This window comes from Domibacillus sp. PGB-M46 (genome assembly GCF_022668875.1).
In the GTDB taxonomy this organism is placed as follows: Bacteria; Bacillota; Bacilli; order Bacillales; family Domibacillaceae; genus Domibacillus.
Genome location: NZ_JAKGCR010000005.1, coordinates 1 through 23,962 on the forward strand (window position 1 = coordinate 1; position 23,962 = coordinate 23,962).

At 45.1% G+C, this 23,962-nt stretch carries 23 protein-coding genes, 1 tRNA gene and 1 riboswitch; of the genes, 18 read left to right on the plus strand and 6 right to left on the minus strand.

From position 1 onward, the window contains the following. Nucleotides 1-80 precede the first annotated feature (80 nt). From L2D08_RS07690 to L2D08_RS07715, 6 genes are all read left to right on the plus strand, one after another. Nucleotides 81-152: transfer RNA gene (locus L2D08_RS07690), tRNA-Glu, on the plus strand. Between the two features lie 246 nt (nucleotides 153-398). Further along, entirely contained in the window at nucleotides 399-2,273 is a 1,875-nt protein-coding gene (gene glgB, locus L2D08_RS07695) for a 1,4-alpha-glucan branching protein GlgB (RefSeq protein ID WP_242233182.1), read from the plus strand. Between the two features lies 1 nt (nucleotide 2,274). Continuing rightward, complete coding sequence (locus L2D08_RS07700; RefSeq protein ID WP_242233183.1) at nucleotides 2,275-3,438, plus strand: glucose-1-phosphate adenylyltransferase; 1,164 nt, start codon at nucleotides 2,275-2,277, stop codon at nucleotides 3,436-3,438. Further along, on the plus strand, nucleotides 3,438-4,448 hold the full coding sequence (locus tag L2D08_RS07705) for a GlgC family sugar phosphate nucleotidyltransferase (protein ID WP_242233184.1): 1,011 nt from the start codon (nucleotides 3,438-3,440) through the stop codon (nucleotides 4,446-4,448). Before L2D08_RS07700 ends, L2D08_RS07705 begins: the two co-directional genes overlap by 1 nt. Beyond that, entirely contained in the window at nucleotides 4,445-5,896 is a 1,452-nt protein-coding gene (gene glgA, locus L2D08_RS07710) for a glycogen synthase GlgA (RefSeq protein ID WP_242233185.1), read from the plus strand. The genes L2D08_RS07705 and glgA overlap by 4 nt, the downstream gene beginning before the upstream one ends. Further along, complete coding sequence (locus tag L2D08_RS07715; RefSeq protein WP_242233186.1) at nucleotides 5,886-8,267, plus strand: glycogen/starch/alpha-glucan phosphorylase; 2,382 nt, start codon at nucleotides 5,886-5,888, stop codon at nucleotides 8,265-8,267. The genes glgA and L2D08_RS07715 overlap by 11 nt, the downstream gene beginning before the upstream one ends. A gap of 15 nt (nucleotides 8,268-8,282) precedes the next feature. Here L2D08_RS07715 and L2D08_RS07720 read toward each other — a convergent pair whose 3' ends face one another. Both L2D08_RS07720 and L2D08_RS07725 read right to left on the minus strand, forming a co-directional pair. Next, entirely contained in the window at nucleotides 8,283-8,810 is a 528-nt protein-coding gene (locus tag L2D08_RS07720; protein WP_242233187.1) for a TraR/DksA C4-type zinc finger protein, read from the minus strand. 77 nt (nucleotides 8,811-8,887) lie between these two features. Then, the gene (locus L2D08_RS07725; protein WP_242233188.1) at nucleotides 8,888-9,805 is read right to left on the minus strand and encodes a 1,4-dihydroxy-2-naphthoate polyprenyltransferase; all 918 of its coding nucleotides are present in this window, start codon (nucleotides 9,803-9,805) and stop codon (nucleotides 8,888-8,890) included. Nucleotides 9,806-10,087: 282 nt separating this feature from the next. Between L2D08_RS07725 and L2D08_RS07730 the strand changes: the two genes are divergently transcribed. The 6 genes from L2D08_RS07730 to menC are packed head-to-tail and all read left to right on the plus strand — an operon-like array spanning nucleotide 10,088 to nucleotide 17,358. Beyond that, on the plus strand, nucleotides 10,088-11,476 hold the full coding sequence (locus tag L2D08_RS07730) for an isochorismate synthase (RefSeq protein WP_242233476.1): 1,389 nt from the start codon (nucleotides 10,088-10,090) through the stop codon (nucleotides 11,474-11,476). After that, nucleotides 11,469-13,172, plus strand: coding sequence for a 2-succinyl-5-enolpyruvyl-6-hydroxy-3-cyclohexene-1-carboxylic-acid synthase (gene menD, locus L2D08_RS07735; RefSeq protein ID WP_242233189.1), 1,704 nt, complete (start codon nucleotides 11,469-11,471; stop codon nucleotides 13,170-13,172). The genes L2D08_RS07730 and menD overlap by 8 nt, the downstream gene beginning before the upstream one ends. Next, nucleotides 13,169-13,963, plus strand: coding sequence for a 2-succinyl-6-hydroxy-2,4-cyclohexadiene-1-carboxylate synthase (menH, locus tag L2D08_RS07740; protein WP_242233190.1), 795 nt, complete (start codon nucleotides 13,169-13,171; stop codon nucleotides 13,961-13,963). Before menD ends, menH begins: the two co-directional genes overlap by 4 nt. After that, nucleotides 13,953-14,771 carry a 1,4-dihydroxy-2-naphthoyl-CoA synthase gene (gene menB, locus L2D08_RS07745; RefSeq protein ID WP_242233191.1) on the plus strand — a complete coding sequence of 273 codons (819 nt, stop codon included), beginning with the start codon at nucleotides 13,953-13,955 and terminating at the stop codon, nucleotides 14,769-14,771. Before menH ends, menB begins: the two co-directional genes overlap by 11 nt. 57 nt (nucleotides 14,772-14,828) lie before the next feature. Beyond that, on the plus strand, nucleotides 14,829-16,268 hold the full coding sequence (locus L2D08_RS07750) for an o-succinylbenzoate--CoA ligase (protein WP_242233477.1): 1,440 nt from the start codon (nucleotides 14,829-14,831) through the stop codon (nucleotides 16,266-16,268). Beyond that, nucleotides 16,258-17,358, plus strand: coding sequence for an o-succinylbenzoate synthase (menC, locus tag L2D08_RS07755; RefSeq protein WP_242233192.1), 1,101 nt, complete (start codon nucleotides 16,258-16,260; stop codon nucleotides 17,356-17,358). The genes L2D08_RS07750 and menC overlap by 11 nt, the downstream gene beginning before the upstream one ends. 1 nt (nucleotide 17,359) lies before the next feature. On the opposite strand, the gene yidD is transcribed toward menC, so the two are convergent. Together yidD and ytzI are read right to left on the minus strand one after the other, a co-directional pair. Beyond that, entirely contained in the window at nucleotides 17,360-17,596 is a 237-nt protein-coding gene (gene yidD / locus L2D08_RS07760) for a membrane protein insertion efficiency factor YidD (RefSeq protein ID WP_242233193.1), read from the minus strand. Then, nucleotides 17,593-17,739, minus strand: a complete 147-nt coding sequence (gene ytzI, locus L2D08_RS07765; RefSeq protein WP_242233478.1) for a YtzI protein — start codon at nucleotides 17,737-17,739, stop codon at nucleotides 17,593-17,595. Before ytzI ends, yidD begins: the two co-directional genes overlap by 4 nt. Before the next feature lie 119 nt (nucleotides 17,740-17,858). Here ytzI and L2D08_RS07770 point away from each other — a divergent pair, with 119 nt between their 5' ends. Next, complete coding sequence (locus tag L2D08_RS07770) at nucleotides 17,859-18,299, plus strand: Dps family protein (RefSeq protein WP_242233194.1); 441 nt, start codon at nucleotides 17,859-17,861, stop codon at nucleotides 18,297-18,299. An 89-nt stretch (nucleotides 18,300-18,388) separates the two neighbouring features. Here the strand turns inward: L2D08_RS07770 and L2D08_RS07775 are convergent, their stop codons facing one another. Beyond that, nucleotides 18,389-18,631: a DUF6154 family protein gene (locus tag L2D08_RS07775; RefSeq protein ID WP_242233195.1), complete on the minus strand. Its 243-nt coding sequence runs from the start codon at nucleotides 18,629-18,631 to the stop codon at nucleotides 18,389-18,391. 121 nt (nucleotides 18,632-18,752) lie between these two features. Between L2D08_RS07775 and L2D08_RS07780 the strand changes: the two genes are divergently transcribed. From L2D08_RS07780 to L2D08_RS07795, 4 genes are read left to right on the plus strand one after another with little or no spacing between them, the layout of a single operon-like run. Continuing rightward, on the plus strand, nucleotides 18,753-19,061 hold the full coding sequence (locus tag L2D08_RS07780; protein WP_242233196.1) for a hydrolase: 309 nt from the start codon (nucleotides 18,753-18,755) through the stop codon (nucleotides 19,059-19,061). A gap of 34 nt (nucleotides 19,062-19,095) precedes the next feature. Beyond that, the gene (gene ytkD / locus L2D08_RS07785) at nucleotides 19,096-19,569 is read left to right on the plus strand and encodes an RNA deprotection pyrophosphohydrolase (protein ID WP_242233197.1); all 474 of its coding nucleotides are present in this window, start codon (nucleotides 19,096-19,098) and stop codon (nucleotides 19,567-19,569) included. After that, the gene (locus L2D08_RS07790; protein WP_242233198.1) at nucleotides 19,569-20,318 is read left to right on the plus strand and encodes an alpha/beta hydrolase family protein; all 750 of its coding nucleotides are present in this window, start codon (nucleotides 19,569-19,571) and stop codon (nucleotides 20,316-20,318) included. Before ytkD ends, L2D08_RS07790 begins: the two co-directional genes overlap by 1 nt. A gap of 4 nt (nucleotides 20,319-20,322) precedes the next feature. After that, a complete protein-coding gene (locus L2D08_RS07795; protein WP_242233199.1) occupies nucleotides 20,323-20,565 on the plus strand; it encodes a DUF2584 domain-containing protein in 243 nt (80 codons plus the stop codon). Nucleotides 20,566-20,662: 97 nt separating this feature from the next. Here the strand turns inward: L2D08_RS07795 and pckA are convergent, their stop codons facing one another. Beyond that, entirely contained in the window at nucleotides 20,663-22,249 is a 1,587-nt protein-coding gene (gene pckA, locus L2D08_RS07800; protein ID WP_242233479.1) for a phosphoenolpyruvate carboxykinase (ATP), read from the minus strand. Between the two features lie 268 nt (nucleotides 22,250-22,517). Further along, nucleotides 22,518-22,626: riboswitch (SAM riboswitch) on the plus strand. A gap of 120 nt (nucleotides 22,627-22,746) precedes the next feature. Here pckA and metK point away from each other — a divergent pair. Continuing rightward, entirely contained in the window at nucleotides 22,747-23,943 is a 1,197-nt protein-coding gene (gene metK, locus L2D08_RS07805; protein WP_242233200.1) for a methionine adenosyltransferase, read from the plus strand. The last annotated feature ends 19 nt before the right edge of the window (nucleotides 23,944-23,962 follow it).

Below are 23,962 nucleotides of genomic sequence, written 5' to 3' on the forward strand. Positions count from 1 at the left end.
GAGGCTGAAGAGGCGCCCCTGCTAAGGGTGTAGGTCGGGTAACCGGCGCGAGGGTTCAAATCCCTCCTTCTCCGCCATATGGCCCCTTGGTCAAGCGGTTAAGACACCGCCCTTTCACGGCGGTAACACGGGTTCGAATCCCGTAGGGGTCATTTAAAAGCGAAAAGCACCCGGAAGTTATTTTAACTTCCGGGTGCTTTTTTATTTGCAAAATTTTAGCATAAGGATTCGTGTTATTTTTTAAAAAATAAGGGAAGATAATAAATAAATATGCAAATAAAGAAGGGAAATCTGTTTTTTTAAAGAATACTAAACAATAATTCAATTATAAATACGGAGTTATCCGCATTTTCCTCTTTTCACTTCACCAAGAATACATAAAATAAAGGGTGTGGACCATGTCATCAGAAACATTTTATCCAAGCGATTTTGACCTCCATTTATTCCATGAGGGAAATCTTTTCAAAGCTTACAAACTATTTGGAGCGCACGTCCAAAACGAAAAAACCTGCTTCGTTTTATGGGCTCCCAATGCAAGAAAGGTTCGAGTAATTGGTGATTTTAACAGCTGGGATGGACTAGGGTATGAAATGCATCAGGTATCTGCTGAGGGAGTATGGTTTTTAGAAGTTCCACGTAATTTGGAAGGATCATTGTACAAGTATGAAATTGTTGCACAAAGCGGCAGAGTTATGCATAAAACCGATCCATTTGCTTTTATGACAGAACTTCGTCCAAATACAGCCGGCGTAGTGAAAACGCTTGATCATTATCAATGGCGTGACGAAGAATGGCTGCGCAGCTTGGAATCATCCTCTGTTTATGAGGAGCCACTGGCTATTTATGAAATGCATTTAGGTACGTGGAAAAGAAAAGGAAAAGGTGAAAATGACCTTTACACATATAGAGAGTTGGCTGATATGCTGATTCCACATGTGAAGGAACAGGGATTTACTCATATTGAGGTTATGCCGATAACAGAGCATCCTTTTGATCGCTCATGGGGCTATCAAAGTACAGGTTATTTTGCAACTACACGGCGTTATGGAGAGCCGAAAGATTTTATGTACTTTGTTGATGAATGCCATCGTGCGGGGCTTGGAGTTATTTTAGACTGGGTGCCTGGTCACTTTTGCAAAGATGCTCATGGCCTGCATAATTTTGACGGAAATTTCAGTTATGAATATGAAAACAGCTGGGATCGTGAAAACTATGTATGGGGAACAGCCAATTTCGATTTAAGTAAAACAGAAGTACATAGCTTTTTAATTTCAAATGCTCTTTTTTGGATGGAGTATTACCACATCGACGGATTTCGTGTCGATGCAGTATCAAATATATTTTACTGGCCTAACCGTGACGGATTAGAAGCAAACCCACACGGCGTCGCATTTTTGCAAAAATTAAATAAAGCCGTTTTTTCATTTAAGCCACAAGCGCTTATGATTGCAGAAGATTCAAGTGACTGGCCGCAAGTAACCGCTCCCGTACATCAAGGCGGCATTGGTTTTAATTACAAGTGGAATATGGGCTGGATGAATGATGTGCTTGAATATATGGAAACACACTGGAACGAGCGCTCTCAAAAACATCACTTGATGACTTTTTCCCTGATGTACGCCTACTCGGAAAATTATATTTTGCCTTTTTCACACGATGAAGTCGTTCATGGGAAGAAGTCCTTGCTTGATAAAATGCCGGGTGACTACTGGCAAAAGTTCGCACAACTGCGTTTATTGCTGATGTTTATGATGGCTCATCCGGGCAAAAAGCTGCTGTTTATGGGAACCGAGCTTGCTCCTTTTTCTGAGTGGAAGGATCTGGAGGAAGTGGATTGGCATTTAACCGATTACGACATGCATCAGAGTTTCAACCGTTATTTCACAGAACTGCTGCACTGCTATCAAGCAGAACCTGCATTGTTTGAACGTGATCACAGTCCGGAAGGCTTTGAGTGGATTGATGTTCACAATCACCAACAAAGCATTTTGTCTTTTATACGAAAAGACAAAGAGGGAAATCCGATCGTCATCGTGTGTAATTTTGGTGAATACGGGTACAGTGATTATAAAGTAGGTGTTCCGGAAGCAGGGCAGTATGAAGAAGTATTAAATAGTGACCGCGCATTGTATGGAGGGTCAAATCAGGTAAATAACGGTTCTATCGAAACGGTATCAGACACGTTTCATGGACAGCCTGCTTTTGTAGAAATAAATATACCGCCATTTGGGGCAGTTTATCTGCGCCGCGTAGACGAAAAAGGGAGGAACTAACATGGCAAAACAAAAATGTGTAGCAATGCTTCTGGCTGGAGGAAAAGGAAGCCGTTTAAAAGAACTGACGGAGAACCTTGCAAAACCAGCAGTGCCATTCGGCGGAAAATATCGGATCATTGATTTTCCGCTTTCCAATTGTGCCAATTCAGGAATTCATACAGTCGGTGTACTTACACAATATCAGCCGCTTGTCTTAAATTCATACATTGGAATTGGAAGTGCCTGGGATCTTGACCGTAAAAACGGCGGGGTAACCGTTCTTCCCCCTTATAGTGAGTCGTCTGAAGTAAAATGGTATTCCGGAACAGCAAGTGCGATTTATCAAAATTTAAACTATATCAAGCAATATGATCCGGAATATGTCCTGATTTTATCCGGTGACCATATTTATAAAATGAATTACGATACAATGCTTGATTACCATATCGAAAAACAAGCAGACGTAACCATCTCTGTTATTGAAGTGCCATGGGAGGAAGCAAGCCGTTTTGGCATTATGAATACAGATGCGGACTTCAATGTAACCCGTTTTGATGAAAAGCCTGAAAAACCGGAAAGCAACTTGGCTTCAATGGGCATATATATTTTTAAATGGTCTGTTCTCCAAAGATATTTGGAAATGGACGAAAGCAATCCTGACTCATCCAATGACTTTGGAAAAGACGTTATCCCTGCTATGCTGGCAGATAATTTAAAGCTGATTGCTTATCCATTTAAAGGCTACTGGAAAGACGTCGGCACAGTAAAAAGCTTATGGGAAGCCAATATGGATCTGCTTGACGAAAAGCAGGATCTAAACTTATTTGAATACTCTTGGCGCATTTATTCCGTGAATCCGAATCAGCCGCCACAAATTATCGGCTCAAAGGCGAAAGTTCAGCATTCGCTTGTAAATGAAGGCTGCATTATTGACGGGGTGATCGAGCAGTCAGTCATGTTCCAGGGGGTAGAAGTGGAAGAAGAGGCTGTACTCAAAGAGTGTGTAGTTATGCCAAATGCCCGTATCGGACGCGGTTCCTATATTGAGCGCGCGATCGTGATGGGCGATCTTGAAATACCAGAAAATACAGTTATTCGAAACGACTCCAATGATATTTTGCTGGTGACGGAACAATTCTTAATGGAGCACACTGAACAACAATCGAAAGTGGAGGAAGCCTAATGAAAAAATCGATGCTTGGTGTTATTGATGCAACTATGCTTCCAGGGGAAATGGGCGATCTTGCCCTTTACCGCTCCCCCGCGGCAATCCCTTTCGCGGGCCGGTACCGGCTTATTGATTTTGTGCTCTCCAATATGGTTAATTCAGGAGTACAGAGTGTGGCAATTTTTCCGAGATCTCCTTACCGCTCGTTAATGGACCACTTAGGTTCAGGGAAAGATTGGGATTTGAATCGTAAGCGCGATGGCTTGTTTTTCTTTCCTTCACCAACAAAAGAAGGGCAGCTCGACCGTATGTCGGAGCACCTTGACTACTTCCACCGCAGTGATCAAAAGTATGTGATCGTTTCAAACTGCACGACAGTAGCCAATATGGATTTTGCTCCTGTGTTGGACCGGTTTATAAAGCAAAACTGTGATGTTTTGGAAGTTACCCATAAAGGTGAATCAACTTATATTTATCTTCTCTCGTTAGAGCTCTTGCTTGACTTAATTGACCAGCGTAATGAAACAGGATATGAATCTGTACGGGCAGCAGTTGAAGATGCATCTTCTTCGTTAATAAAATGCCAATACGAATTTGAAGGCTTCCTACAACGGATCAAGACAGTGGACGATTACTACCAAACAAGCATGCAGCTTCTTGAAAAAGACAAGTGGAGCGAGCTGTTTAATGAATTTCAGCCTATTTATACAAAAGTAAAAGACGAGCCGCCAACCAATTATCTCGCAGGCTCACACGTTACGAACGCCATGATTGCCAACGGCTGCATCATCAGCGGGGAAGTTAATCATAGTATCGTTTTTCGTGGCGTAGCCATCGGCAAAAATTCGACGATTAAAGACAGCATCGTTATGCAAAAAAGTAAGATAGGCGAAAATTGCGTGCTGGAGCACGTCATTATTGATAAAGATGTATCAGTACAAGATGGGGCTATTTTGCGCGGAACGCCGGAAAAGCCGCTTGTCATTAAAAAAGGATCTGTTGAAAGTGCGGTGACCAGTTCGTGAAGGTTTTATTTGCTGTTTCAGAATGTGTACCATTTATCAAATCAGGGGGCCTCGCCGATGTGGCAGGGGCCCTTCCCAAAGAATTAGCCAGTATGGGAGTGGATGTGCGGGTAATCATGCCGAAATACGGCACGATTCCTCAAAAATATCAACAGGAAATGAAACAAGTCGCTGTTTTTACTGTGCCGGTTGGATGGAGAAATCAGTATTGCGGCATTTTTGAATTGAAGCAGGATGGCGTTACTTACTACTTCATAGATAATCTTTACTATTTCCAAAGGGACAGCTTGTACGGCCATTATGACGACGGAGAGCGTTTTTCTTATTTTACAAGAGCGATTTTGGATTCTTTAAGTCATTTGGACTTTTTCCCAAATATCCTTCACTGTCATGATTGGCACACAGCCATGATTCCATTTATGCTCAAAGTTGAGCATCAGCACCGGCCGGGATATGAAAAAATACGGACCGTGTTCACCATTCATAATTTAATGTTCCAGGGAATTTTCCCTCCTGAAGCTGTAACCGATTTATTAAACTTACATAGCCAGCATTATCAAACGGGCCAGCTTGAGTTTAATGGCAATACAAACTTTATGAAAGGCGCACTTGTCGCTGCCGATGCGATTACGACTGTGAGCCCGACATATCGAAATGAAATTTTAAATTCATATTTTGGAGAGCGGCTTGAAGGCGTTCTGCAGGAACGTCAGGGTGATTTAAAAGGTATTTTAAATGGGATAGATTACTCCATATATAATCCAGAAACCAATGAGATGATTGAACCCTACAGTGTTGAAAATATGGCTGGGAAAGCGGAGAACAAGCGCCGGATTCAAGAGTTTTTCCATCTGCCTGTTCGTGAGGATGTTCCGGTTATCGGTCTTATATCCCGCTTAACAGAGCAAAAGGGACTGTCACTCATTCAACATGTTTTTCATGAAATCATGCAGGAAGATGTGCAATTTATCCTTCTTGGCAGCGGTGAAGCCCAGTTTGAAAACTTTTTCCGTGAAATGGAATGGGTGTATCCGGAAAAAGTCCGCTCCTATATTGGATTTAATGAGGAGCTGGCCCATCGTATTTACGCAGGCTCTGATTTATTTTTAATGCCTTCCCAGTTTGAACCTTGCGGTCTTGGCCAGTTAATTGCCATGAAGTATGGTTCGCTGCCTATTGTTCGAGAAACAGGGGGGTTAAATGATACTGTTCATTCATACAATGAAGAAACCGGAGCAGGGAACGGATTTTCATTCAGTAATTTTAATGCCCATGATATGCTGCATACCGTGAGCAGGGCGCTGCATTTTTATCATGAAGAGCCTGAAGTATGGGCGAAAATTGTCGAGCATGCTATGCAGGCGGATTACAGCTGGTCGCAATCTGCTAAGGAATATATGAAGCTCTATGAGGATGTATCCAACAGGAGGGAAAGTCATGTTTTCTGATAAACAAGCATTTCAGGACTCGTTTAAAAAACGTTTGGAACAGTCCTATAGCATCAGCTTTCAAGATTCTACACGTTCCCAGCAGTTTGTTACGCTCAGCAGCATGGTTCGCGAATACATCAGCAGCGAGTGGATTGAAACAAATGAACGCTATCGAAAAAGCAACAAGCAGGTGTACTACTTGTCCATAGAATTTTTGCTCGGACGCCTGCTTGGACAAAATTTAATTAATCTTGGGTTACATGAAAAACTGGATTCGTGGCTGTCAGATTTAAATATTCCGCTTCATGAGCTGGAGGAGATTGAGCCGGACGCTGCGCTTGGCAACGGAGGCTTAGGCCGCCTTGCTGCCTGCTTCCTGGACTCACTGGCTTCCTTGAATTTACCGGGACATGGATGCGGTATTCGGTACAAACACGGGTTGTTTGAACAAAAAATGGTCGACGGCTTTCAAATGGAGCTGCCGGAAAACTGGCTGCGTTACGGTTATGTATGGGAGATACGAAAGTCTGATTTATCAGTCGATGTCCCGTTTTGGGGCAGTGTCGATGTGATCGAGCGCGACGGTGCAATGAAGTTTCGTCATGTAGATGCAGAATATGTACGAGCTGTCCCACATGATATGCCTGTTGTAGGCTATGGCGGAGAAACCATTAATACATTGCGATTATGGAGCGCAGAAATGTCTACCATGACACCGATGCATGATGTGCTCAAGTACAAACGGGAAACAGAAGCCATTTCTGAGTTTCTATATCCTGATGATTCCAATGATGAAGGAAAGATTTTGCGCTTAAAGCAGCAATACTTTCTAGTATCTGCGAGCATCCGTTCTATTTTACGCCGCTTTCTCAGCACTGGCGGGGAATTAAAGGAGCTTCATGAACATGTAGCGATCCATATCAATGACACTCATCCGGTATTAGCTATACCAGAATTGATGCGTCTTTTGCTTGATGAGTATCAGCTTTCGTGGGAAGAAGCATGGCATATTACAGAAAAAACATTTGCTTATACGAATCATACTACTTTGTCGGAAGCGCTGGAACGCTGGCCGATTCGTTTATTTAAACCGCTCCTGCCGCGTATTTTCATGATTGTGGAAGAAATTAATGAACGCTTTTGCAGAAGTTTGTGGGAAAAATATCCGGGTGATTGGTCAAGGATTGAAAAAATGGCCGTTATCGCTAACGGGGAAGTTCGCATGGCTCATTTAGCCATTGCCGGCAGTCATAGTGTGAACGGAGTAGCACGCCTTCATACGGAAATCTTAAAAAATCGTGAAATGAACGATTTTTATCAGTTTTATCCGAAGAAGTTTAATAACAAAACCAATGGCATTACCCACCGCCGCTGGCTGTTAAAAGCAAATCCAGAGCTTACATCCCTGTTAACAGAGACGATTGGCGACGGTTTTCACAAAAATGCGGCAGAGCTCTCTAAGCTCGCACCTTATGCTGACGATGCAGCATTTCAGGAAAAGCTGTGGGATGTAAAAATGAAGCGGAAAGAAATATTAGCTAAGCGTATTTTTGATCAAAACGGCATTCAGGTCGATCCGTCTTCGATTTTTGATGTGCAGGTTAAACGTCTTCATGCTTATAAGCGGCAGCTGTTAAATGTGCTTCATATCCTCTCTCTTTATAACCGGGTAAAAGCAGATTCTTCTTACCAGATTCCACCGCGCACTTTTGTATTTGGAGCAAAAGCATCACCGGGCTATTTTTATGCGAAACGAATCATTAAACTGATTCATTCGGTAGCGGACCTGGTGAATAATGACCCGGCCACAAAAGGGCTGCTTACTGTCGTGTTTATGGAAAATTACCGCGTGTCCCTGGCGGAAGATATCATTCCAGCAGCAGATCTTAGTGAACAAATCTCTACTGCAAGCAAGGAAGCATCCGGTACTGGAAATATGAAATTTATGATGAACGGAGCCATTACCATCGGCACGCTTGATGGAGCGAATGTAGAAATTTTAGAACAAACAGGTCCTGAAAATATTCTTATCTTCGGTTTAAAAGCAGAAGAAGTGATGGCGTATGATAGAGAAGGCGGTTACCGTTCGATGGATTACTATCACCATAATCCGCTCATTCGCCGTACGCTTGACCAGCTTGTGGATGGTACGCTTGATGATAAAGGCTTGTTTAATATCATTTATGATTCTCTTCTTGGAGAGAATGATCAATATTTTGTGCTGAAAGATTTTGAGTCTTATTGCAAAACCCAGGAAGAAGCAGGCCGGATTTATACAAACGATCCGGAACGCTGGCGTAAAATGATGGTTCACAATATTAGCGGCTCCGGCGTTTTTTCCAGCGACCGTACGATTCAGGAATACGCAAAAGGCATTTGGCATATTTAAAAAAATCCAGCGACGTTACGTCGCTGGATTTTCATTGTCTTCATCACGGTCTTCTTTATACAGTTCGTTATAATTCTCTTTGTCTTCTACAAAATCAGCAGGAGTCTCTGAAGTTCCATAACTTGCTGCATCACTAAAACTGTCAATGCCGTCATCCGGATGGGAGAGACGGTCTTCCGGCACACGGTCGGTTTCAGGTTCTTGATCTGGTGTGTGATCTACAGAATAAAGGGTAGTTGGGACTGCCTGAAGACGCTCAAACGGAATTTCCTCACCACTTTCTTTGCAAATGCCGTATGTGCCATCTTCCATTGCCGCAAGAGCAGCCTCGACTTTATCCAGCTCATCCCGGCTGTGATCATCAATGGCCATATCCCGCTCCCGTACATACAATTCCGTTCCAGTATCCGCCGGATGATTGTCGTAAGAAGACAGCTCTCCTACATCCTCATTATCGTTATCATGCTCCAGCCGGCCGGTCAGCTGCTCCTTTTGACGGAGCAATTCTTGTTTGAGTTCGTTTAACTGTTCTTGTGTAAGCATAAGTTGCCTCATCCTTTCATCTATATCCTACTCTATAGCCGTTTTGACATAGAAAAAAACCCGATTGTTTGATCGGGTTAAAAAAGGTAGCTGATGCATAAGCCGAAAGCAAGAAGGAAGCCGTAAAACGTATTGGTCTGGGCGGTCGCCTTCATCGCCGGCATCATTTGAAACGGAGGTTCCCCGCCTTTGCCTTTAAAGCCTTTCACTGCTTTTATGGCTTTTGGGATGCTCAAGTATGAAAGAAACAGCCAAGGGGAACCTGAATCTGTGAATAATAAAACAATCACCCACAAGAAAGCGATGAAAAAAGATGCAGCAAGAACGAAAACCGAATGGTCATGGCCAATTAAAATAGCCATTGTTTTTCGGCCGGCTTCACTGTCGCCAACACGGTCACGAATATTGTTGGATAAGTTAATGCTGCCAACAAGCAATATAATAGGAAGCGAAAATAAAATCGCTGTTGTAGACAGGAAACCCGTTTGAATATAAAACGAAATATAGATAATGATGCCGCCCATAAAAACGCCGGATGCCAATTCGCCAAACGGTGTATAAGCAATCGGAAGGGGGCCGCCTGTGTACAAGTAGCCGACAGCCATACAAATGATGCCAATTAAGCCGATCCACCATGAAGAAGCGGTACAAATGTATAGACCGAGCAAAAGCGCGATGCCAAAAAAAGCGAAAGCCATATAAAGAACGGTTTTCGGCTTAACACCGTTGCGTACAATAGCGCCCCCGATACCGATCGATTTTTCTGTATCAAGGCCACGCTTAAAATCAAAGTATTCGTTAAACATATTTGTTGCTGCCTGAATAAGCAAAGAGGCAATCAACATCGCTAGAAACAACGGAATATGCAGGTCTGTATGGGCCAGAGCCAGCGCCGTTCCAAGAAAAACAGGAACAAACGCAGCTGTTAACGTGTGAGGCCGCATAAGCTGCCACCATATTTGAAAGCCAGTGTCAGCGGAAGGGGTTTGATTCATTCTTCTTCTCTCCCAATTTTCATTGTGAACAAATAAACAAATGTCCTTCATCAAGTGTAGAAAACGGAACCAAAAGTGTCAATCCTTTTTCAATAGGATATTAATCTTGAATGTTTTCCGAAAAATCGAACATCGTTTTTCGGAAATGAAAATGTAGCACAAGTGGTATATAATAAGAAGGAAACATAAAGCGCGGTTTAAAAGCCGCAATGTCTTAGTGCCTTAAGGGGCCAAAGAAGTTTGACCCTGTGTGGTCGGCACAATGGAGGGATTTCATTGGCTATGATAAAGGGGCACCCGCTTAAAGGGGCCTTTGTTGATTTTATAAACGAAATAAACGGTTCGACTTTATTCAGTTATGTAGAAAAAGTGGAAAAAGGCGATCCGATCTGTTTTTATGAAAACGGAAAAGAGTGGTACAAAGGAGAACGGTTTTATTTCAAAGACCGTGATGGGGAAAGAACGATTGCGGGACTCGGCAGCGTACAGACGATCCAAAGCAGCAAAGCCGAGCGGTTTGAGGATGTGGAAGGGCAGTGGGATGCTCTGATGAAGCGTGCTTCCATCCATAATCCCTATGATATTTACGGGACAGGGCCCGTTGCATTTGGCGGTTTTTCATTTGATCCGCTTCGCCCTCAAGGAGAAGAGTGGTCCCGCTTTGCGCCGTCTTTTTTTTATGTGCCGGAATTAATGATGACGGTTTATGGCGGTGAAACATATGTAACCGTCAATATGATGTGCGAAGATGTAGAGTCAGGCCGGTTGTTTGATCAAATTGAAGAACGGAAGCAGGCCATTTTGTCAGATTTGAAGCGTTCATTCGAAAAAGAAGCGGTATTAATGGAACTTCGTGCTGGGGATACCCAAGCGTGGAAGGAGTCCGTTCAAGCTGCGGTTCATCGAATTGAAGCAGATGACGATCTGAAGAAAGTAGTACTGGCCCGCAAAGCAACCGCTGCTTTTGACGGTACTATTTCGTCAGACCGCATTCTTCGCCGCTTGGACGAAGGACAGCCGGACAGCTTCGTTTTTTCCATTGAAGCAATGGACAGCTGTTTTTTAGGTGCCTCTCCTGAACGGCTTGTGAAGAAACGGGCACAAACCGTTTTAACAACGTGCCTTGCCGGTTCAACAGGCCGCGGTGCAACAGAGCAGGAAGATGAGCAATTAGCGGATGCATTGCTGCATGATAATAAAAACCGGATGGAACATGACTATGTTGTGCAGATGATCCGGGAGGAAATGCAGGCAATGTGCGATTACGTGGCTGTGCCGGATGCGCCGGTCGTAATGAAAGTAAGAGATATTCAGCATCTGTATACGCCGGTCATCGGAGAAGCAGACAAGGACGAGTCTATTCTGCGGTTTGTTCAGGCACTTCATCCAACTCCTGCACTTGGCGGACTTCCGAGTGAAAAAGCACTCAGTGTGATCCGTGAACTGGAGGATATGGACCGGGGCTTCTATGCAGCGCCGGTTGGCTGGATGGATTATCGGAAAAATGGTGAGTTTGCGGTGGCGATTCGCTCTGGGTTACTGGTACAGAACGAAGCATTTTTATATGCAGGCTGTGGGGTAGTGGCGGAGTCTGTTGCGGAGATGGAGCTTGAGGAAACAAACATGAAGCTGCGGCCGATGCTGCGGGCGATCGGAGGCGGCAATGAATAATCATCAGGACAACATGACACAATACAATGCACATTTTATAGACAGCCTGGTCCGTTCGGGAGTCAAGGAGGCGGTCATCAGCCCTGGCTCCCGTTCGACACCAATGGCGCTGTTAATGGAAGAGCATCCTCGGCTGCGCACTTTTATTCAAGTGGATGAGCGGTCGGCGGGTTTTTTTGCGCTTGGGCTGGCTAAAGCCACACAAAATCCTGTTGCGCTTCTTTGTACATCCGGCACGGCGGCGGCCAACTACATGCCGGCAGTAGCAGAAGCGAAAATCTCACGCGTTCCGCTTATTGTGCTGACATCAGACCGTCCGCCTGAACTCCGGGATGTTGGCGCTCCGCAGACGATTGACCAGCTTCACTTATACGGTCATACAGCAAAATGGTTTGCAGAAATGGCTCTTCCTGAATCAGATCAATCTGCGTTGCAGTACGTCCGCACACAGGGTGCCCGGGCGGTTTTTGAATCACTTGCTGAACCGGCAGGACCGGTTCATTTAAATTTTCCTTACCGTGAGCCGCTCGTACCGGATTATGATGGTATTTTCGAACGAATCAAAATACCTGCTCCTGTTCGGCTGATTTCTGGCAGAAAGGTGCCGGATCCGATTATGCTGGATGATGTAGCAGGAGCACTCAAAGTCGAAAAAGGTCTTATTGTAGCGGGAGAGATTGTGAAGCCGGAGATGTCAGAAGCGATCCTTTCGCTTTCCGAAAAAACAGGCTGGCCGGTTGTAGCCGATCCGCTTTCGCAGCTTCGTAGGGACAAAACAGTGATTGACAGCTATGACGCCTTTTTACGTGATGATGAGGTGAAAGACGCGTTAAAACCAGAAGCGATCGTTCGGTTTGGTGCGCTGCCGGTCTCAAAATCTCTTATGCAATATATGAAGCGTCAGCAGGATGCGGTGCATGTAATTGTAGACGCAGACGGAGGATGGCGTGATCCTTCCCATATTGCGACCCATATGGTGAATGTAGATGAAGCCTCTTTTTGCCATGAAATGATACAGAGATTGGAAGGAAGCCGCTCTTCATGGTACGCATTATGGCAGAGCGTAAACGAAGCAGCCCGCTCGGAGATGAAAAAAGCAGAAGGCATGGACGAAGGTTCATTGTTTCGGCAGTTTTTAGAGGCAGTGCCATCGGGCTCTTCTGTTTTTGCAGGAAACAGTATGCCGATTCGGGATCTTGATTCCTTTTTATTTTCAGGCGAACAAACTCTTCGTCTTCACGGAAATCGTGGGGCAAACGGTATAGATGGACTTGTTTCTACAGCTCTTGGCATTGCCGCAAGCGGGGAGAAGGTTTATGCTGTTATGGGAGATTTATCATTTTTTCACGATGTAAATGGTTTGCTGGCGGCCAAAATGAATGGTCTGTCGATGACCATTTTAATTATGAACAACAATGGCGGCGGCATTTTTTCTTATTTGCCGCAGGCGGGGGAACGAAAGCATTTTGAAAGGCTGTTCGGCACTCCGTCGGGCTTAAAGTTTGATCATGCAGCTGCACTTTACGGCTGCCACTACGTTCGAATTGAGAACAGCGGCGAGCTTCAAAGAGAGCTGTCCGTGAAACGGGACGGAATCACCATATTAGAAGCATTAACGGATCGTTCCCAAAACACAGCGATTCACCGGGAGTTATGGCAAAGAGCAATTGCAGCTGCAAAACAGGTGATTCAATGACCGTTTTTCGTCAAGTAAAAGGCGAAGGAGAGCCGGTTTTACTGCTGCATGGTTTTACGGGAAGTTCTTCTACATGGAAAGGCTTGGACGAGCATCTTCCCTTTCAGCTTGTGATGCCCGACCTTGCCGGGCATGGACAAACAAACTGTTTGTCAGCAGATTTGGAAACAGAAGCTGAATCTCTTAAAAAGATGATGAATGACGCCGGTTTCTCTTCTTTTCACCTTATCGGTTATTCAATGGGCGGCCGCCTCGCTTTGGCTCTCGCGCTTCTTTACCCGGAAGCGGTCCGGTCTTTGGTGCTGGAAAGCACTTCACCAGGGCTCGAGAGTGAAGAAGAGCGTGCAGCAAGGCGGCAATCAGATGAAAAACTGGCTCAGCGAATTGAACAGGAAGGCGTTGCCTCGTTCGTTGATTTTTGGGAAAATATTCCCATGTTTGCTTCGCAGAAAAAACTGCCAGCGGCTGTTCAAGAAAAGGTCCGGAGGGAGCGCCTGGCCCAGTCGGCAGAAGGGCTGGCGTCGTCACTTCGTTTGATGGGAACCGGCAGCCAGCCATCGTATTGGAACCGGCTTCAGATGCTTAGCATGCCTGTTTTGCTGCTTACAGGAACGCAGGATGAAAAATTTACACGTATCGCCTGCCGGATGAAGGAGCGGCTTCCATTTTGTGAATGGATTCAATTTGACGGAGCAGGCCATGCAATTCATGTGGAACAGCGCGAAAAATTTGGTACAATAGTAAAGACGTTTTTGTTGAATCAAAAAGGAGGACAACAAAATGGCAATTAATTGGGTAAAAGAACGCGAATACGAAGACATTAAGTATGAAACGTATAATGGCATTGCCAAAGTGACGATCAACCGTCCCGAAGTACATAACGCATTTCGTCCGAAAACAGTCACGGAAATGATCGATGCATTCGCATATGCGCGTGACGATTCTAAAATTGGCGTTATTATTTTAGCCGGTGAAGGCGGAAAAGCATTCTGCTCCGGCGGTGACCAAAAAGTGCGCGGCCACGGCGGATACGTAGGAGATGACCAAATTCCACGCTTAAACGTGCTGGACTTACAGCGTTTGATCCGTGTTATTCCAAAGCCGGTAATCGCAATGGTGGCAGGCTATGCAATCGGCGGCGGCCACGTGCTTCACGTTGTATGTGATTTAACGATTGCAGCGGACAATGCTGTATTCGGACAAACAGGACCGAAAGTCGGGTCCTTTGACGCTGGTTACGGTTCGGGCTACCTGGCACGCATCGTCGGCCATAAAAAAGCACGTGAAATTTGGTTCCTTTGCCGTCAGTACAATGCGCAGGAAGCGTTGGACATGGGTCTTGTAAACACGGTTGTACCACTTGAAAAATTAGAAGAAGAAACGGTGCAGTGGGCGGAAGAAATGCTTTCAAAGAGCCCAACGGCGCTTCGCTTTATCAAAGCGGCTATGAATGCGGACACAGATGGTCTTGCAGGCCTGCAGCAGTTTGCAGGTGATGCGACGCTTCTTTACTACACAACGGATGAAGCAAAAGAAGGACGGGATTCATTCAAAGAAAAACGCGATCCGGACTTCGGCCAGTTCCCAAGATTCCCGTAACGAAATCGAAAGAGTGTCCTATACCGGACACTCTTTTTTTAAATGGAAAGGATGACCATAATGAATATGCCAAACTGGCTTCAGCAGCGTGCTTTTTTAACTCCTGAGCGAACGGCTCTTGCTTTTTATGACGAAACGTGGACCTTTTCACAATTGTTCGATAAAGCATCCGTGCTGGCAGATCAATTGAAGGCAGCGGGAATAAAAAAAGGCGACTATTGCGGTGTACTGGCAGGAAATCGTCCGGAAACGGTTTTTCTCATTCATGCTCTTCAGCAGATCGGCGCTGCAGCAGTGATGCTAAACAGCCGTCTGGCCGCAGAAGAACTGGCCTGGCAGCTTCAAGATGCCGATGCTGTGTGTCTGCTGTATGACGGGGAGCATCAGGATAAAGCTCATTCTGTGACAGATATACGTCCTTTATGTTTTACCTCATTCGGGAAAGCAGCGAAAGAAAACAAGCGTGAAATGTTTGCTTTAGAAGACATTTGCTCGCTTATGTATACATCTGGTACCACAGGACGGCCAAAAGGTGTTAAACAGACGTATGGCAATCATTATGCCAGCGCGACAGCTTCGGCTTTAAATCTTGGTCTTCACTCGGACGATGCCTGGCTTTGTACGGTGCCTCTATTTCATATTTCAGGGTATTCTATTTTAATGAAAAGCGTGTTGTATGGGATGGAAGTGTGTCTCATCGAAAAATTTGATCCGAACTATGTAAACGCACTGTTACAAGAAGGGCGAGTGACTATGATTTCAGTTGTCACGGCCATGCTTTCTTCCATGCTGCATACACTCGAGGGAGCGTACCACGCCCGGCTTCGCTGTGTTCTTCTTGGCGGAGGCCCTGCTCCTCTTTCCATATTGGAGACGTGCCAGGCAAAAGGGATTCCTGTTTACCAAACGTACGGCATGACTGAGACTTCCTCTCAAATTGTAACGCTCGCACCAGAAGATGCTTTCCGGAAAATCGGTTCCGCCGGCAAGCCTTTGTTTCCATGCGCGATCCATATTGATGGAGAAGGAGAGGGGGAAATTTGGGTCAGCGGCCCTAACGTGACGCCAGGCTACTTAAACCGCCCGGATGCGAACGAGCAGGCTTTTCAAAATGGCTGGTTTCGGACTGGAGATATCGGCCGGCTTGATGAAGAAGGATTTTTATATGTACTGGACCGTCGTTCCGATTTAATTATTTCTGGCGGTGAAAATATTTACCCGGCCGAAATTGAGTCCGTCCTTACCAGTCATCCAGCCCTTTTAGAAGCCGGGGTGGCGGGTGTGCCGGATGAGAAATGGGGAAGTGTTCCCGCTGCTTTTTATGTGGCGCAATCTCCAGTTTCGAAAGCGGAACTGATGCATTTCTGTCAGAAAAAGCTCGCCCGTTTTAAAGTGCCGGCTTATTTTATTGAAGTAGAAGTCCTGCCGAGAAATGCGGCAAATAAATTGCTCCGACGTGAACTGGCGAGGCAGTGGAGTGAGCGTTATGAACATTAAGCGGCTCACGATGCATGTGGTTGAAATGCCGCTGAAAGCGCCGTTTTACACACACTTGGAAACGGTCACGAAGCGGGAAGCGATTATCATTGAGGTAGAAGACCAGGATGGGACAGTAGGATGGGGAGAAGCGTCCGCTTTTTCTACGCCATGGTACACGGAAGAAACGGTGGCCACAGAGTGGCACATTATAAAGGACGTGCTGTTTCCGCTGCTGAAAGAGCATGATATTTCTCATCCGGCGGATGCATCGTCCCTTTTTTGGGCTGTACGGGGCAATCAGATGGCTAAAGCGGGTGTAGAATCAGCACTATGGGATTTGTACGCTAAAAAGCTGGATCAGCCGCTTTTTGGAGTGCTTGGCGGAACGCGCTCATCCATTTCGGTCGGAGCGGTTGCTTCAGGGAAAACAACGGACGACATGCTGGAACGTATACAAGCTCATGTAGAAGCTGGATATGGGCGCATTAAAGTAAAAATCAGCCAGGGCTCCGACATCGAAATGCTGACAGCGATTCGTAAAGCATACCCACACATTTCGCTGATGGCCGATGCCAATTCAGCCTACTCGCTGCAGAATATCGATTATTTAAAAACATTTGATACGTATGGGCTGATGATGATTGAACAGCCGCTTGAAGCAGACGACATGTGGAACCATGCAAAGCTGCAGCGCCAGCTTAAGACACCGGTTTGTTTAGACGAAAGCATCCGTTCTTTCCACGATGCCAAGTGTGCGGTTGAAATGAAGGCCTGTCGGGTGATCAATGTAAAATTCAGCCGGGTAGGAGGAATATCGGAAGCAAAGCGCATCCATGATTACTGCCTTCAACAGAATATCGATCTTTGGGCAGGCGGAATGATTGAATTTGGCATTTCGCGCGCACACAATGTGGCGCTTGCTTCGCTTCCAGGATTTACGATGCCAGGTGACATCGTCTCCACTGACTATTACTGGGAAGAAGATTTTATTGAGCCTGGCATTTTTGTTCAAAACGGCCGGATTCACTTGTCGCAGGAACCAGGCATTGGCTTCGGAGTCAGCCGGAAGCGAATAGAAAAGCAGCGAAAAGCGGTTCATTCCGCTTAATTCAATTTCTTTTTTTTGGCGGCCACTTTTCGGGCACATAATCTACGCCGCCAGGGTGAAATGGATGGCATTTTAAAATACGAATAACAGCAAGCAGCCCGCCTTTTAGGGCTCCATGCTTTTGAACGGCTTCATGCCCATAATGGGAACAAGTCGGATAAAAGCGGCATGAAGGCGGCTTTAGCGGTGAAATTCCTTTTTGGTAAAAGCGGATCAAAAACAAGAATAGCTTTTTCATTTTTCCTCCTGTTTTTCATATGTGGAGTTTTCTTTTGGCGGATCAATCGTGTGTTTGTAACGGTATCCTTTTTGAATGGTGAATAAGGAAAGAGCCAGTACAACGAGAACAACAAGCACAGAAACGATAAGGACCATCATCATATCCGACAAGGAAATCCCTCCTTTTTTTCATAGTGTATCACGTTTTTGTTTAGTTCTGTATAAGGGTGGTATACTAAAAAGGTCGAGATAAATTTGAAAATGTTGGAGGAGATTCTTTTATGTCAGAACAGCTAATCAGCAGCGTAAACAAACAGGTTGCAAACTGGACGGTGCTTTATACAAAGCTTCATAACTATCATTGGTATGTAAAAGGACCCCAGTTCTTTACGCTGCATGCAAAATTTGAAGAGTTATACACTGAAGCAAGCGGGCATATTGATGAGCTGGCTGAGCGTCTTTTGGCGCTGGACGGAAAGCCGGTAGCAACGCTTCGTGAATCCCTTGAACTGGCAACGGTAAATGAAGCAGAAGGGCAGGAATCTGCGGAAGAAATGGTACAGTCAGTTGTCAATGACTTTACAACACTGACTGGCGAATTAAAAGAGGCAATGGATTTAGCCGCTGAAGTAGGCGATGAAACAACAGGCGATATGCTTCTGGCGATCCACCAAAGCCTGGAGAAGCATGTTTGGATGCTTAAATCATTCCTAGGAAAATAATGAACAAGCCGAGCTGATAAGAGCTCGGTTTTTTTATGAAAGGAAACAAAAAAACGGAGAGTGAGTCCTCTCCGTTTTTTCTTTATGTATTAATGGAGCAGGCGGTTTCGGTCGGCAGGTATTTGATCCTGGTTGAATTTTTCTTTTAATCCTTCGTACAAATAAACGCGGAACAGCCAGGCAAGTTCTTCATTCGGCATTTCTCCAATGATGGACAGGATATCTGTCTCAGTCATTTCACCAAGAACGGTCAGCGTGATCATATCCAGGTCGTCTTCTGTTCCCTGCAGCCGGCCGCGATACAGCTCAAACAATTCATTTACAAATTTCATCGCTGTGCCTCCTTTTTAAGAATATATATATAGTTATACATGAAAACGCTATCATATTCCAACTTTTTTTATTGAATGAAGAAAAGAAAAAGCGCACATGCTGTAAAAAGGAGGGATTGACGTGGAAAAACAGCCTTACTATATTGCAATCGCGAATGGAGAAATTCAATCACAGCCGGATGTGTCCCCATGGAATTTTCGTATTTTTGCTAATGATAGGGAAATACAGTCGCTGCGTGAGCTATTAAATGGAATGAACCGGGAGGATTTTGGCTCGTTTTGGCGGGCGCACGTTCCGGCTATTCCGTATCATGAAGATCAAAACAATGACCGATATGACGACTATATGATGGCCGTATACGAAAAAATCTATGAACTTGGAGATGAAGACGCACGACAACATATAAAAAAGTGGAGAAATAACGTATAATAGAGAGAAAGCAAGCAGGGGTGAGGGATGCCGGTTGCACAGTTTTACCGATCAAAATAATTATCCTGTTACGATGGTGTTTACAAAAGGAGCGTTTGGAAGGGTGCCGTCTCACGTTCTTGTTTTATGCCGACTCGAGCATTCTTGGCTTTTAACAAAACATAAAGTGCGAGGTCTTGAATGTCCGGGCGGAAAAAGAGAACCGGGTGAAACGCTTGAAGCAGCAGCCCGCAGGGAAGTGGCAGAAGAAACGGGGGCCGCGATATCCGGTTTGCACTTCATAGGTGAGTATTATGTTCATGCACCAGAGCAGCCGTTTTTAAAAGCGGTTTTTTTTGCGCACGTAACGGATATAAAAAAGAAACAAGATTATTTAGAAACAGACGGTCCATATATAGAAAAGGATGATTTGCTCGAGGCGCGCTTTGGAGCTCATTATTCCTTTTTAATGAAAGATGAAATGATTCCGCTCGCGTTATCAGAAGTAAGGAGAAAGGGGCTGGTCTAATGGAGTGTATACCGTACCCATCGCCAAATCCACATGTGCGTCTTTTCCTGGTTCATTATAAGTCTGCGGGTCTTTTAGTAAAAGGCTTTTTAGCGGAGCCGGCTGACCAGGAATCGTACGAAGGTTTTTTATACTTGCGAGGCGGTATTAAAGGCATTGGCATGGTCCGGCCGTCAAGAGTCGCCGAATTCGCAGCAGAGGGATTTATTGTCTTTGCACCGTTTTACAGAGGCAATCGCGGCGGAGAAGGAAATGAAGACTTCGCAGGAGAAGACCGCGAAGATGCCTTTAGCGCTTTTGACCTTTTAAGAAATCATCCGCGTGTAAAAAATGGCCGGATTCATGTGTTTGGCTTTTCACGGGGCGGCATCATGGCTCTTTGGACAGCCATCCACCGGCCGGTGTCTTCACTTGTTACATGGGGCGGCGTATCCGACATGAAACTTACGTATGAAGAAAGAAAGGATATGCGCCGAATGATGAAGCGTGTGATCGGCGGAACGCCCCAAAAAGTGCCGGAGGCGTACGACTGGCGGACACCCCTGGAAGAAGCCGGCCAGATTACAGCGCCCGTGCTGATTATTCACGGCCGCAGTGACAAGAATGTATCGGTAGAGCATGCTTACCGGCTGAAAGAAGCTGTGCCGCATGCAGACACGATGTATTTGGATAAATATGATCATTACATACCGCCTGCGGTAAACCGTCAGATTGTCGGTTACATTGCAAAATGGATAAAGGGGGACTAAAATTATGGGAATGCCTATGGAACTAAATACGATGATTGTCACAAAAGGAAATGAAGTACGGGAGGAAGAAAATCGGTTCGTTCTTCAAAAAGACGGCTACCGGCTGTATCCAATTGATATTCCAATTGCCGTGTTTAAAACAAAGGACAGCGAACAAAGCGGTACCGCCCTCATAAAAAAAGTAGAATGGCAGCAGGAGAAAACGACCATTACGTATACGCTCGTTTCTTTGAAATCAACGAATTAAAAATGAAAGCCTGAGAGACAATCCCTCGGGCTTTATGAGTGTAGACGAAAAGTAAAAACGCCCGAAGGATTTTGATCCTTCGGGCGTTTTGTATGGGTTAAAGGAGCGGACCGCCTTTTTGGGCAATTTCATCTGCTATGCCGCTGAATTTTTTGAAGTTTTCCCGGAATTTTGCTGCTAATTCCTGCGCTTTTTGCATAAAGGCTTTTTCATCCGCCCATGCCTTGCGCGGAATCAAAACATCATCCGGCACACCTGGAACATGAAGCGGAATTTCCAGGCCAAAAACTTTTGTTTTATAAGTTGGTGTGTGCGCCAATTCGCCTTCTAGAGCAGCTTGAATCATTGCACGCGTGTAGGAAAGCTTCATTCGTTCGCCAGTTCCATACTCGCCGCCTGTCCAGCCTGTGTTCACGAGGAAAACTTGCACATTTTGCTCATCGATTTTTTTGCCGAGCATTTCTGCATAAACCGTTGCATGCAGCGGCAGGAACGGTGACCCAAAGCAAGTAGAGAACGTTGCCTGAGGGCTTGTAATACCGCGTTCTGTACCAGCAAGTTTAGACGTATATCCGCTTAAAAAGTGGTACATTGCTTGTTCTTTCGACAGTTTGCTGATTGGAGGCAGCACACCAAACGCATCTGCAGTCAGGAAAATAATCGTATTCGGATGGCCGGCAACGCTCGGGTCTACAATATTATCAATGGCTTGAAGCGGGTAAGCGGCCCGTGTATTTTCGGTTAATGTGTTATCGTCGTAATCCGGCTCCCGTGTTTTAGAATCAAGAACAACATTTTCAAGAACAGAGCCGAAACGAATCGCATCAAAAATTTGCGGTTCTTTTTCGCGTGTCAGGCCAATTGTCTTTGCATAGCAGCCGCCTTCAATATTGAACACTCCGTTGGCGGACCATCCATGTTCATCATCGCCGATCAAACGGCGGTTTGGATCAGCGGAAAGCGTCGTTTTTCCAGTACCCGAAAGACCAAAGAACAGGGCTACATCTCCTTCGTAGCCGACGTTTGCTGAGCAATGCATTGGCAGTACGTTATTTTGCGGCAGAAGGTAGTTCATCACAGAAAAAATGGATTTTTTCATTTCACCGGCATATTCTGTGCCGCCAATAAGAATAACACGCTGTTCAAAGGAAACAATAATAAATGTTTCAGAGTTTGTGCCATCTGTAAGAGGATCCGCCTGGAAAGAAGGCGCTGACAAAATAGTGAAGCCCGCGTCATGTGCTCTAAGCTCTTCTTCTGTTGGACGAATGAATAATTGGTGCGCAAACAGGTTATGCCAGGCGTATTCATTTATAACCTGAATCGGAAGGCGGTGTTTTTGATCCGCGCCGGCAAAGCCTTTGAAAAGAAACAGTTCATCTTTTTCTTTTAAATGAGAAACCACTTTTTCATACAAGCGGTTAAATGCTTCTTCAGAAATCGGCTGGTTGACTGAACCCCAGTCTATGCTGTTTTCAACGGATGCTTCCCGGACAGTAAACTTGTCTTTTGGGGAGCGGCCTGTATATTTGCCTGTTTCGGCGCGAACAGCACCGGACGCGGTTAAAACACCTTCGCCGCGCTGAAGTACCTTTTCTACAAGAACCGGTACAGAAGGCTGAACGAGAATATTGGAGCCTTTGAGCAGCTCAGTTAATTCGCTGGAAACAGTTAAAGAGTTCATCATGTACAACCATCCTTTATTTAAGTTTTAATGTGTTTGATTAACTTGAAATTAGTATAACACATTGAAAAGAATAGTCTATACTATTGGATGAAATTTTTCGTATATTTTTATATTTTTTAGGCCATGCTACTAAATATGTGAATTAATTAAATAGGAAGAAAAGCGGGATACACAAAAAAGCATCTTTAAAAATTGTTTGCTTTTTGAAAGAGAAACGGGTTGACACGAAGCGCGATATTTCGTAACATTGACACTTGAACGGATACTCTTATCCTGAGTTGGTGGAGGGACAGGCCCTGTGAAACCCAGCAACCTGCCGTACTTTACGGACAAGGTGCTAAACCTGAGCAAGGATCAGCCTTGGACGATAAGAGTGAAAGGCCCGAGTGAAAACAACCTTTCCTCTCTCAATGCCGGGAGAGTTTTTTTATTTTCTGGATCACCTGAGGGAAATGAGTACCGTACACACACTGATTTTAAGGAGGAATTTTTTCATGACAAAACAGCGCCGCCTGTTTACATCAGAGTCCGTAACGGAAGGACATCCGGACAAAATCTGTGACCAGATTTCCGATGCGATTCTTGATGCCATTCTTGACAAAGATCCGAATGCCCGCGTGGCAGCGGAAACATCTGTAACAACTGGACTTGTTCTTGTTGCAGGGGAGATTACCACTACTTCTTATGTGGATATTCCAAAAATCGTTCGTGAAACGGTAAAAGAAATCGGGTATGTTCGTGCAAAATACGGATTTGACTCTGAAACAGCAGGGGTTTTAACATCTATCGATGAACAGTCACCTGATATTGCAGCAGGGGTTAACGTAGCTCTTGAAGCGCGTGAAGGCCAAATGACGGATAAAGAGCTTGATGAAATCGGTGCCGGAGACCAGGGCTTAATGTTCGGTTTTGCGTGTAACGAAACAGAAGAGCTTATGCCGCTTCCAATCTCACTTGCTCATAAATTGGCACGCCGTTTAACAGAAGTGCGCAAAAACGAGACACTTGATTACCTTCGTCCAGATGGTAAAACGCAAGTAACAGTTGAGTACGATGAAAACGGCAAACCTGTTCGTGTTGATACAATCGTTATTTCTACGCAGCACCATCCAGAAGTAACACTTGAGCAAATTCAAAAAGAAATTCGCGAACAAGTAATTAATGAAGTGGTTCCAGCCGAATTAATCGACGCGGAAACAAAATTCTTTATTAACCCAACGGGCCGTTTCGTTATCGGCGGACCTCAAGGGGATGCAGGCTTAACAGGCCGTAAAATCATTGTAGATACGTACGGTGGATATGCACGTCATGGCGGCGGCGCATTCTCTGGTAAAGATCCAACAAAAGTTGACCGCTCTGCCGCTTATGCAGCACGTTATGTAGCGAAAAACATCGTAGCAGCAGGCCTTGCGGACAAATGTGAAGTACAGCTTGCTTATGCAATCGGTGTAGCACATCCGGTGTCAATTTCAGTTGATACTTTCGGAACCGGAACAGTAGCGGAAGAAGCGCTTGTTGACGTAATCCGTCAAAACTTCGATCTTCGTCCAGCAGGCATTATTAAAATGCTGGACCTTCGCCGTCCGATCTACCGTCAGACAGCAGCGTATGGCCACTTTGGCCGCACGGATGTAGATCTTCCGTGGGAACGTACAGATAAAGCAGAAGCATTGAAAGCAGCTGCGAAGTAAAAAAAAACCATGCCCGAGT